The sequence below is a fragment of the Siccibacter colletis genome (assembly GCF_000696575.1).
Taxonomy (GTDB): Bacteria; Pseudomonadota; Gammaproteobacteria; order Enterobacterales; family Enterobacteriaceae; genus Siccibacter; species Siccibacter colletis.
On sequence record NZ_JMSQ01000039.1, the window covers coordinates 17940 to 29888 of the forward strand.

11 protein-coding genes are annotated in these 11949 nt (G+C 47.9%); 9 read left to right on the forward strand and 2 right to left on the reverse strand.

All coding sequences use genetic code 11. The features are described 5' to 3' along the window. Nucleotides 1–20: 20 nt before the first annotated feature. From ET34_RS0119015 to ET34_RS23050, 9 genes are all read left to right on the forward strand, one after another. Nucleotides 21–758, forward strand: coding sequence for a phage minor tail protein L (locus ET34_RS0119015; RefSeq protein WP_031524703.1), 738 nt, complete (start codon nt 21–23; stop codon nt 756–758). A 2-nt stretch (nt 759–760) separates the two neighbouring features. After that, nucleotides 761–1495: a C40 family peptidase gene (locus ET34_RS0119020; RefSeq protein ID WP_031524705.1), complete on the forward strand. Its 735-nt coding sequence runs from the start codon at nt 761–763 to the stop codon at nt 1493–1495. Continuing rightward, nucleotides 1473–2087, forward strand: coding sequence for a tail assembly protein (locus ET34_RS0119025; protein WP_031524707.1), 615 nt, complete (start codon nt 1473–1475; stop codon nt 2085–2087). Before ET34_RS0119020 ends, ET34_RS0119025 begins: the two co-directional genes overlap by 23 nt. A 12-nt stretch (nt 2088–2099) precedes the next feature. After that, nucleotides 2100–5303, forward strand: a complete 3204-nt coding sequence (locus ET34_RS0119030) for a TipJ family phage tail tip protein (RefSeq protein WP_031524709.1) — start codon at nt 2100–2102, stop codon at nt 5301–5303. Nucleotides 5304–5614: 311 nt separating this feature from the next. Then, nucleotides 5615–6316, forward strand: coding sequence for a hypothetical protein (locus ET34_RS22640; RefSeq protein ID WP_031524712.1), 702 nt, complete (start codon nt 5615–5617; stop codon nt 6314–6316). Between the two features lie 112 nt (nt 6317–6428). Further along, a complete protein-coding gene (gene cor / locus ET34_RS22185; protein WP_031524714.1) occupies nt 6429–6656 on the forward strand; it encodes a phage exclusion lipoprotein Cor in 228 nt (75 codons plus the stop codon). Between the two features lie 56 nt (nt 6657–6712). After that, complete coding sequence (locus ET34_RS23045; RefSeq protein ID WP_051640580.1) at nt 6713–8443, forward strand: tail fiber domain-containing protein; 1731 nt, start codon at nt 6713–6715, stop codon at nt 8441–8443. A gap of 275 nt (nt 8444–8718) precedes the next feature. Beyond that, nucleotides 8719–8958, forward strand: a complete 240-nt coding sequence (locus tag ET34_RS0119055; protein ID WP_031524717.1) for a hypothetical protein — start codon at nt 8719–8721, stop codon at nt 8956–8958. 2 nt (nt 8959–8960) lie between these two features. After that, nucleotides 8961–9347: a HumD family translesion DNA polymerase gene (locus ET34_RS23050; protein WP_035891793.1), complete on the forward strand. Its 387-nt coding sequence runs from the start codon at nt 8961–8963 to the stop codon at nt 9345–9347. Between the two features lie 204 nt (nt 9348–9551). Here the strand turns inward: ET34_RS23050 and ET34_RS23055 are convergent, their stop codons facing one another. Both ET34_RS23055 and ET34_RS0119065 read right to left on the reverse strand, forming a co-directional pair. Further along, complete coding sequence (locus tag ET34_RS23055) at nt 9552–10793, reverse strand: hypothetical protein (RefSeq protein ID WP_031524719.1); 1242 nt, start codon at nt 10791–10793, stop codon at nt 9552–9554. Nucleotides 10794–10923: 130 nt separating this feature from the next. Then, a complete protein-coding gene (locus ET34_RS0119065; RefSeq protein WP_051640581.1) occupies nt 10924–11559 on the reverse strand; it encodes a hypothetical protein in 636 nt (211 codons plus the stop codon). Between the last annotated feature and the right edge of the window lie 390 nt (nt 11560–11949).

Here is an 11949-nt window from a genome sequence, read left to right on the forward strand (position 1 = left end):
TCCTTTTTTATGGGCTGAATATGAGCTTCACATCAGACATTCAACAGCTCGAGCCGGGCCAGCTTATTCAGCTGGTAGAGATTGATGGCACAGCATTCGGGCTGGATAAAATCCTGCGCTTCCATGCGCATAACATCAATCAGGAAGGATGGTCAGCGTTTGCGGCTGAAAACATGCCTTCAATCATCTGGCAAGGGCAGGAGTACGAGCCTTACCCCTATGAGATTAAAGGCCTGGAGCTTTCCAGTACCGGCGCTCAGCCGACGCCGACCCTTTCTGTTTCAAACATCGGAAACTATGTCACTGCACTCTGTTTAGAGTATGACGACATGGTGAAAGCCAAAGTAAAGATTCACACAACACTGGCTAAATACCTCGATGCCGCAAACTGGACCTCAGGTAATCCAAGCGCCAGCCCTTCTGATGAGCGGGTGCAGTTATTTTATATCAACGCCAAAACAGCCGAGACGAGAGTCCAGGTTGATTTCGAGCTGTGCTCACCATTCGATATTCAAAACCTGCAACTTCCTACCAGGCAGATTACCCCGGTTTGCACGTGGTGTATGCGCGGCTGGTACCGGACAGGAAACGGGTGTGATTACGCAGGGAACCGTTACTTTCAGAAGGATGGGACGCCTACCAGTAATCCGGCGCTGGATGTCTGCGGTGGAAGGCTTCCTGACTGTGAGGCGAGATTTGGTGAGGGAAATCCTTTGCCATTCGGTGGATTCCCGGCGGCCAACCTCCAGGGTAAATAAAAATGCGCAAAAAACTAATGGCAGCTATTAGCGCCCACGTCGCGGCGGAATATCCAAAAGAGGCGTGCGGAGTCGTGATTCAGGCTGGTCGCTCACAGGAGTACATACCGTGCCGGAACATATCAGAAACCCCATCCGATGCGTTCACGATTTCGCCTGAGGATAAGCTCGCTGCTTCCGAGAAGGGTGAAATCATCATGGTTATACATTCTCACCCTGACGTTGTTCAGTTGATCCCATCAGAGCTGGACCGTGTGCAGTGCGACTGGTCTGGAGTGGAGTGGGGGATTATGTCCTGGCCTGATGGTGACTTTTGCACCCTCTCGCCACGAGAAGATCGTGATTATGTTGGCCGGCAGTGGGTGCTTGGGTTCGCTGACTGCTGGTCACTTATTCGTGAGTGGTATCAGCGGGAGCACGGCGTAGTCCTCGGGAATTACTCGGTTGATTACGAGTGGTGGGTGGAAGGAAAAGAGAACCGCTACGACGACAACTGGGAGCGTGAGGGTTTCGTTATGGTTGCCCCTGAAAACATGCAGCCAGGCGACATGATAATGATGAGAGTTCAAGCGCCTGTTACCAATCATGCCGCAATTTATCTCGGTGAAAACCTGATGCTTCACCACAACTTCGGCAGCCTGTCTGCCCGCGTGCCATACGGGAAATATTATCGTGATCGCACCGTCCGGGTAGTGCGTCATAAGGAGCTTATGCATGTTGAAAACGCTGATTCTTGATGGCCGGATGGCAAAGAAATTTGGCCGCGAGCATAAATTCGTGGTTGATGACTTGCCGGAAATGCTGAGAGCAATGTGTAGCCAGGTTCGCGGATTCAAACGCTACCTTTCCGAGGGCCATATGAAAGGCATCCGGTTCGCTTTTTTCAATGGCAAGCACAACATCGGGATAGAAGAATTCGACATGACGCGTGGCGGTGATGTTTATCGAATCTCGGCTATCACCGAAGGCTCTAAGCGGGGTGGTGTCCTCCAGATTGTCATCGGTGCGGTTGCGCTTGTGGCTGCATATTTTACCGCCGGTGCGTCTCTTACTGCTATAGGCCTCAGTACGGCCGCAGCGACAGCCACCACCACAGCACTTACCGGTCTCGGGTTAAGCATGATGCTTGGTGGCGTCGTTCAGCTGCTAACCCCTCAGCCTAAATATAGTGTCGGCGCATCTTCCAGCACAGACAACAAGCCAAACTACGCGTTTGGTGCCCCGGTGAACACTGTAGCAATGGGCTACCCGGTGCCGGTGCTGTTCGGCGAGCGTGAGATCGGCGGAGCCATCGTAAGTGCTGGCATGTTCTCCAGCGACCAACAATAAGAAAGGTGAAGTATGCGTTTACTGGAAGGCGGCACCATTCAGGGCAGTAAAGGCGGAAGCAAAAAGGCTCGCACACCAGTAGAGCAGCCGGACGACCTGCTGTCTGAAGCAAAATTAAAAATGCTGATTGCAATCTCAGAGGGTGAGATTAAGGGCGATCTGACTGCGCAACGTATTTTCCTCAACGACACGCCCCTGGCTAATGACAACGGCTCATATAACTTCACCGGCGTGAAATGGGAATATCGTAAGGGCACTCAGGACCAGACATACATTCAGGGATTGCCTGAAGTAGATAATGAGCTATCTGCCAATGTCGCTGTGACTACCACCACGCCGTGGGTTCGTCAGTTTTCCAATCTCACACTGGATGCAGTACGCATCAAACTTAGCCTTCCGGCCCAGTATGCCTATAAAGACAATGGAGACATGGTTGGCACGGTTACTCAGTACGCTATTGACCTGTCGACTGATGGTGCCGCGTGGAAAACGGTGGTAAATGGACGTTTCGATGGCAAAACAACATCTGAGTATCAGCGTGACCATCGTATTGACCTTCCATCCGCAACCACTGGATGGTCTGTTCGTGTCCGTAGAATTACCGCAGACTCTTCATCTGCAAAACTCGTAAATGGCTTTAAGGTCTTCTCTTTCGCCGAAGTTATCGATAATAAACTGCGATATCCAAACACCGCTGTTCTTTATATCGAGGTAGACAGCAGCCAGTTTTCTGGCAGCGCCCCGAAGGTGACGTGTAAGCCTAAGGGTAAGCTGGTTCGCGTTCCTGACACATATGACCCTGTAAGCAGGACTTACAGCGGAACATGGTCAGGCAGTTTCAAAATGGCCTACACCAATAACCCGGCATGGATTTTCTACGATCTGGTACTGGATGAAATCTACGGTATGGGCAACCGTGTAAATGCCAGCATGATTGATAAATGGGAACTTTATGCCATCGCACAGTATTGCGATCAGAAAGTTTCAAATGGCGCCGGCGGAACTGAGCCGCGATTCACATGCAACGTCTTTATCCAGAATCAGCAGGATGCATATACCGTCCTGAGCGACCTCGCTGCAGTTTTCAGAGGAATAACATTCTGGGGAAACGATCAGATTTATGTTCGAGCTGATGTTCCGCAGGATGATGTTGATTTCATCTACCACGCGTCGAATGTTATCGATGGACTATTCACCTACGGCAGCGGCAGTTATAAAAACCGCTACTCATCTGCAATGGTGTCATGGTCAGACCCGCAGAATCACTACTCCGATACTGTTGAGGGCGTATATGACCAGGAGCTGGTTGAGCGCTACGGCGTAAATCAGATGTCTTTAACAGCCATAGGATGCACGTCTCAAAGTGAGGCCCACCGCCGTGGCCGCTGGGCAATCCTTTCCAACGCCCGGGACGGAACAGTGTCATTTGCGGTAGGCCTTGATGGGTACATCCCGTTACCAGCAGAGATAGTTGGCATTGCTGATCCTTTCCGCGCCGGTCAGCAAAACGGCGGGCGAATCAGTGCGGTCAGTGGTCGCAATGTGACGCTTGACCGGGAAGTCAGCTATGGTGCCGGCGATCGCCTGGTGGTTAATCTTCCCGATGGAACCGCGCAGACACGCACAATCAGCAGTATCAGCGCTGATAAAAAGGTTGTCACAGTCTCCACTGCCTTCACAAAAGCTCCGGTTCCCGGCGCCGTATGGGCTATAGATAGCGACAATCTCGCCATACAGTACTTCCGTGTGTCATCGGTGCGTGAGAATGATGACGGCAGCGGTGGATTCACGATTACTGCTGTGCAGCACGACCCTAACAAATATAGATTCATTGATGATGGCGTTCGCATCGACAGCCCTCCAGTTACAGTAACTCCGATCAATGTTCTGGAAGCTCCTGCAAACATCAAGGTTTCAGAAGTGGATTACGTGTCTCAGGGGTTAACGGTGGCCTCGATGGACGTTTCCTGGGATAAAGTTGAGGGTGCCATTCGCTATATGGCGCAATGGAGAAAGGATAACGGAGACTGGGTTAACGTTGCCGTTACCAGTGCGCAGGGCTTCTCTATTCAGGGTATATATACTGGATATTATGATGTACGCGTTCGCGCCCTGAATGCTCAGGAAACCAGCTCACCATGGGGATACGCCGACACTACATATTTGTCAGGTAAAGTAGGCAAGCCGGGGACGCCTCAGAATCTTTTGGCCACTGATGATGTGACATGGAATATTGATATCACATGGTCTTTCCCTGATGGATCTGGTGACACCTCGCATACAGAGATTCAGAGAGCAACCACAGATGACCATGCCAACCCTGAGTTGCTGGCAATGGTCCCTTACCCTTCTGCGCGTTATCAGCATGGCATGATGCCGGCTGGTGTCAGGCAGTGGTATCGCGCAAGACTAGTCGACCGCATCGGTAACGTAGGCGACTGGACTGAATGGGTTATGGGGGAGACGAGTTCGCAGGCGAATGAGTATCTGGATGACATAACCGGCGACTTTCTTAACTCTCAGGATGGTGAGCGCCTTACCAGCAGTCTCGACCAGAGCATTGAAGCTGCGCTGCAGAACGCGCTTGCCAATAACGCCACAGTGGACCATCAATGGCGGCAACTCGGCGACGTGCGGGCGGAAATACTTACGGTCAGGACAACCATCGCAGAAGTCGATAAAGGACTGGCAGATCTGGAAACCGATGTCCGGGCGCAGATTGGCGATGTTTCTGCTCAACTTCAGGAAAAGCTGACCGCAATGGTCGATAGCGACGGTGCCTCAGCCATTTATACACTTAAGGTAGGCGTAAGGGTTAATGGTGTAGAGTCGCTAGCCGGAATGTCCGTGGCAGCAATATCTGAAGCAGGAAAGCCAACTGTTACCCGAGTGGCATTTAATGCGAATCAGTTCGTGCTGTTAAGCGGTAGTAGTTCAACTCAATACTCTCCCTTTGCAGTAGTAAATGGTCAGGTGTTTATCAGCCAGGCTTTTATTCAGGATGGCACCATTACAAATGCCAAAATCGGAAACTTCATCCAGTCCAATAACTATGTGGCAGATAGCACAGGATGGAGGCTGGATAAAAATGGAACGTTTGTTAACTTCGGAAGCAACAGCCAGGGCTCAATGAAGCAGACAAACTCAAAAATCACCGTCAGGGATGCCAATAAAAGGGTAAGGTGTCAATTCGGTTATATTGATGGGGTCTGGTAAATGTCTGACTGGGGCTTTCAATCGTGGGATGCCAATGGCGTCCCAAACAACTATGGGATAAAACCCGTTTCCGTTATTAGCAACATACTATTATCCAATGGGCAAAAGTCGGGGAGTTATTCTTTTAACGTGCCCAACGGTTATCGTTTAGGTTTTGTATACGTGCCTTTGGGTGCAGATACATATATCCAGGGGAGGAGGATTATAAGCATATCAGGTAATAGTATTATTATCTCTGCTGGTACTGATAACTCTCTTAACCAATACCAGTCAGGGGCGGCTAATCTGACTGTTTTCCTTGAGGTTGTATAGTGGCAGAATTTGGAGCTTTGTTAACCACCCCGGGCGGGGAGGCATTTGTAACACCTCAGTCAACTCCGCTATGCCTTTATGCGGTCAGGACATTTAACTCATCCAAAGTGAATGACACATTGCAGCAGGCTGTTGGAACTATAGCCATGCCTGATATGTCACAACCTATCATCCCGTTTGTATACAGCTCCAGGCCTTCTACAGGTTCGGTGGCTTTTGTTGCTGAAAGGACATCTTCCGGGATGAGGTTTACTGGAAATAATGTAAATGGAAACGGATCTTTCAGCATGACGGCTCTGGTGTTTACTTTCTTCGAGCAGCCTATGCCAAATCCGCCGTGGGGGATGGCAATATGGGATGAAGCAGGCAAGCTAATCCTTACCCATGAGTCGAGAGTGCTAACCGACCTTGTGACGATTGGGACCAGAGGCTCAGGCGGCGGAACAAGCATAGACATCACCAGGCCGGGAAGGTGGGCCATAGTTCCTGATTGCTCGGGACAGCAGCAGTGGCAGTTTTCTACGGGAGGGCCGGGCGGGGCGGTTATATCCTTGAATACTGCCTTTGGTGCTGAATACAACGGTTCAAGCACGCGGATGCACGCAACCCTACTTTCATATCCGGGCGGGCAAGCACAGATGGTAGGCGCAACAAATGCTGGGAATACTATTACAGCAATTGATGTTTCAAAATATATTTGATGAGACCGATCGATGAAATCGATCAATATCCATAAATCGATCCACTTTATCAATTATCGCTACTCAGTTTTTGCTGTTATGTTCACCATGAAAATTAAACCCGGTGACGATAATGAAAAGATTAATAATTGCCTTTTGCGCATTTTCATTGGCTGCATGCTCTGGAATTGAAAAACAAAACCCAGTTTGTACTGCCACTGCAAGTATTGGTGGGGCAGAATACTCAGTTAATATCTATGGTGTACGGAAAATATCAGAACAGACAGAATTCAAAGCTGGATATCCTTTCAACTGGCGCTGGGTAAATAAATCAAACTTTATCAGCTCCACTTGTGAATAAAGCATACATTCAAAACAAGCCCGCTTATGCGGGTTTTTTATTATCAGGAGATTGCCATGTCGGCAGGAACTCTCGCGCTTACGAACAAATCTGACGCCGTAAAAGGAACTGGCACCACCTTCACTGCAATGAAGGCCGGTGACTTTATTGTGGTGAGCATTGGCGGCACACCCTACACGCTGACGGTCAAATCAATCACCAGCGATACGCAGCTGACGCTCATCAGTAATTTCACCGGTCCAACGCAAAGTGGGCTGGCCTGGTATGAGGTGCCGCGTGAAGCGCAAAGCCTCATTACTGCAGCACTGGCAACACAGACAACCGAGGCGTTACGCGGGCAGAACCTGGACAAAGATAACTGGCAGCAGGTTTTCAGCGTGAGCGATGACATCACGGTAACGCTGAAAGATGGCTCGCAGTTCACCGGGCCCAGTTGGCTGAAGATTGTTGATTTGCTTAAGACGGTGGACCTGGAACAGGTGCAAGAAATAGCTGATCAGATCCGCCAGTCACAAAATGCCGTGGCCGCAGATAAAGCCGCCGTGGCGACGGATCGGGGCGTTGTTGAGACTAAAGCATCAGAAGCAGCCGCATCAGCGCAGGCAGCAGCTCAGCATGAGCAATCCGCATCGGGGAGCGCCAGCACGGCAAGCCAGAAAGCCACCGATGCCACCGCCGAGGCAGATCGGGCAGAGCAGGCCGCCGACGATGCAGAAACTCGCGGCGCAGCACAGGTTTCCCTTGCTACCACTCAGGCGGACCGAGCAAAAGAGGAGGCTGACCGTGCCGCAGCTTCTAATCCGGCTAATGCTCTCATTAAGTCCGAAAATCTAAATGACTTAGAAAACAAAGCTACTGCCGTTCAGAATCTTTTGGACGGGAAGCCATTACCACTTGCATCCCCAGCTGTAGCAGACACAGATGCCGCCACACTCGGACAGGTTAAGTCCAGAAATGAATTTGATACGCAGGTCAAATCTACGGTTAATGCTTCCTTGTTGCCTCCCGAAGGGACCGAGGCTGATGGCGGGCGTTTCATTTCCCTGTATCAGATAAATGGAGTGGATGAATGTACTTTTTCAATGAGGGCTATTGCTAAAGTTGGAGGTAGCTACCTTTGTCGCATGTCTCTCCAAAACAATAGATCAGGAAAGCTCGCAATTTTTGATTTTGACGAAAATGGCACTTCTTTTTCCGGCGGATCTAAGGTACTGACAGTTGCAAACTCTGGATGGGGGGTTATTGCTGGCCCCGAAGGACTACAGGCAAAAAACCAAGCCGATTTAGTTGCAGGAATGTACTACGCAAACGGTTCGGATATTGGATCTCCTGGTGGTACAGGAGGTTATGGACTAGTCCAGCTTACAGGAAATTTCCCTTCTTATAGATGCCAGCTGGCGGCCCAAGATGGAGGAGGTGGCAGATTATTTATTCGGGCATATTCCGGAACATCATTTTCCGGATGGTCAGAGCTACAGAAAGTATCACCATCTGATGAGAGACTTAAAAATCTCGGAGAGAAACTCGATTTGCAAGATTCTCTTTCTAATGTTGAAAGGATGGAGTTTATTAACTTCACATTTAAACAAGATGAGAAGAAATCCCCAAGAAGGGGGGTCACTTCACAGCAAATTGAAGAAATAGATCCAGAATACATAAGAGATGTTGGTGGCATGAAACATCTGGATACTACACCGATGTTACTGGACGCGCTGGCATCAATAAAATATTTATCATCACAGGTTAAAGAGCTTAAAAAAGAAATTGAGACACTAAAAAGTAGTTAGCATTTTAAAAGCTTGAAGATGTCGCCTTCATTTAGTGAGGGCGTATATTATCAAAAAATAAAACTTACTCTGAGAGCAGTAAAAATTTCAAAAATGATGATAAGAAGATTTGAAATATATAAAAGTGATATTAATTGCTAAATGAGCGCCCAAATGCACCAACATAGTCAAGCAAGCCATGTACAGCGAGTCTGATTGATAGGCCGCTTCGTATTGATCTCCCCATCAAGTAAAACTACTGTATGTATACACAGTTGTATTTGGTGGGAGGAGTTATGGGCAGAATTTACGAAATCGGGTATGCGTTCGACAGAGCGGTGAAGATAGACCAGAAGGGTAAGAAGACGGTAACCACAGCTGACTTTGTGCGCGAGCTGGCAAAGGTTAACTGGGACTGGACGCGCCGGCAGGCTAACGACTGGATAGAGATGAGTGTCAGCACGTTCAAGGACATCTCTACTGAGGAAGGGGATAACCGTACCTTCATGGTTTACAACCCTAATGGGGGTCGATAGCCATGGGATTTCCATCACCGGCACAGGACTACTCCGACGCGCCAATCTCCCTAGATGCGCTTTGCTTTAAGGTTCCATCAGCGACGTATGTTATCCGTGCGGGATTCTATTCGTGGCGCGAGGGAATAAAGCACAGCGCTCTGCTTATCGTCGATTGCTCGCTGCGGCCATGCGATGGATCGCTCGTCCTTTGTAACATCGATGGCGTGATTAAGGTGAGACGGTATCGGATATTGCCAGCGCCGAGACTTGAATGCCTGGATGATTCGACGCGAGTCAATATGCTCGGATCTGATGAGCATGGAAGCGAGGTAGTTGTGAGGGGTGTTATCACTTACATCCTTAACGATGCACGTACTGGCGAGTTCGATGACTGCCCAGTGATGTGAGACAGAAATGAGACACGCAAGGCTTTGCACAGGTTTGCATAGCTTTGCATGTTTTCGCATCATGGGACGTGTGAGCGCAGTAGTGACACGGTATGTTGCTGTTTACTCAGGTAGTTCTAGGAACTTCTAAGCCGTGGGTCGCAGGTTCGAATCCTGCAGGGCGCGCCATTAAGTATCCGCAAAGCTTTCGTGGACAATAATCTTTCATTTAAGCAAATGCAGTAACTGGATCAGCCCGGTGTCGTGGCTCAGTTTCACTTTCTGATAAAAAATCGGTTCGGAAATTGGGGAATCCCATGTATGGATGTCTTCTTTATTAAAAACTATGCACTTCATTGCGGTATTTTTGAGATCATTTAAACGCGCATCATACTCATCCAGTCGATCGGCAACGAATTTCAGACTGAATGATCTTGCGTGCGTAATAGCTGTAGGACAAATCAACCGAATATCACCAAGTGAAAAAATATTAACTCCTGTGATAAAAAAGCGATCCGGAATATCGTTATGATAGCGTGTGTTCCAGAGAGCTCCATCAAACATCGCATGTGGGTGCGTTGTCGTTTTGATGTAATATTGATGTGTTCGCCAGTCACTGATGCCCGATAAATTCATAGTCATATTGAGGATCATATTTGGCGTTGGACGGAACACCAGAGAAAGAATCAGTATCCCCACTGGGATAATTATCAACGTATAGGCAATGACCTGGATAAGACCTTTGTTCTTTTTTTCATTGATAATGATCATGCCTGGAAAAATTCCAAGCGTAATCAATGCAATGGTCATAAACGTGAACAGCAATACTTGCATGGGTTCACTGCCACCGTTAACAAAGTCAAGTTGTCGGGTAATAAACAGTATCGGGAATATCTGGACAAAAGCAGGTATAATCAGCAGTAGCGGTAAGGATATTTTCATAATCCTCGTCTGCAGGAATGGTGCTGAACGCTGATTGTCCTCAATCAAGTATGTGGATTTGCGCAGTATATTTTTACGGGTTATCCAAAAACTGAATCCCGGCATCGCTATCAATGATATTACAAAGACGACATAGCCATTAATTTTTAAAAAGTAATTCAGGCAAAATCCACCAATCAGCACCAGGCACAGTGCAATACTGTTGATACAGCATGTCGTGGAAAGACTCATTGCCATTCCATTATAGCCAGCATATTCCTTTTCGTTGGCACTGTAGATAAGATATAAAATAAAAGACGAAATAAATATTAACAGGCTAAAAGCCAGCAGGGAGACCAGCGTAAAACCAAATATTATCCCTATTGCACTCGTAAAGCTGATTGCATCATATAGAATATCAAGCCTTTCGATATTGGAAAGATAAAGCCAAATGACTGTAAAAGTACAGGCGGAAATAAAAGCGGATGAGGTGATAATTGTAAAAATGACTTTTTTATTGATTAGTTTCAGGAAGGAATTATTCATTTCTTAACTCAATTTTTTAAGGCGATAGTGTGTTATGCCTTAATAGACGAGTAGATCCAACTACCTTATTTAGTACCTGGCTAAAGTCCGAACCCTATAACGGAATGGTAAGCGTAGCCAGGCATATGGCTTAATGCATGGACAGGGGGATTTGAAGTATCGTCAGGTTTTCGTTGATTTTGTTCAGAAGGAGCTGCCTGCCCTCATCATGTGCAATTTCATGCAAATTTAACCTGAAACCAATGCCTTTAATATTTTTATCGTCTGAAAGATGTATCGCCGAGTCGGTCATGGGATAGCCGCTATAGCTGTTCCAAAGGTTATAAGGCGAGTCGTAAATTTTGTCCCTGGCTGCAGCAAACAGATAGACGCAAAGGTAACTCTCGGCACGTTCAGCAGAAGTATTTAATGCTGTCGCGTCGGGTTCAACATTCTCACCATACTGCTTGACGCGCTGATCGCTGCTAAGTTCGCTATCTGTCACCAGGTGAAAATCGAGTACGAAATCATCCGTAGTCATACTGGCACCCGGTTGTTTCTGGCGGCTGAAAGCAAATGAAAGATCCATGATGGGAAGAAAATCCCATTTCCATGCCTCGAATGGATTTTTGTTTCGCTGCGGCGGTTTGCAAAAACTCCATGTATCCCAAGTGATAAATGTCGTATTCATATCCTGCGCTGTGGCATAAATGAGCGGTAAAATTTGCTGATAGTAAGCTGCGTAAATGCGGTGTGCCTGGCGCACCACGCTAAAGGGATCGGTCATGATAATTTTCCTTAAGAAATGAGATATCATCGGGTAGCGTTTGGGAAGACAGAAATCGCAAAAACAATGGCCAGGGGCGTAACGGATCATGAACGTCATATAAGGCAAGTGCCTGGAGACAATCATCAATAATGCGTTGATCCTGTCGGCTCGGCCATGCTCTCTCGGGGTAGTGTAGTTTCGTTCTGAACTGCTGCCATTCGAGACCATAATATGAAACATCATTAAACAGTGCATTAAGCTCGTTAAACAGAGCAGTGGTATTCGCCGGAAGATTTCCTAGTGCCAGAAAATGCAGGTGTGGCTTTACGTCCTCGCTATTTTTCCAGGTATATATTTCTTTACACCACTGCTTCTGATATTGCTTTCCAACCGCTGGAGGTTTTACCT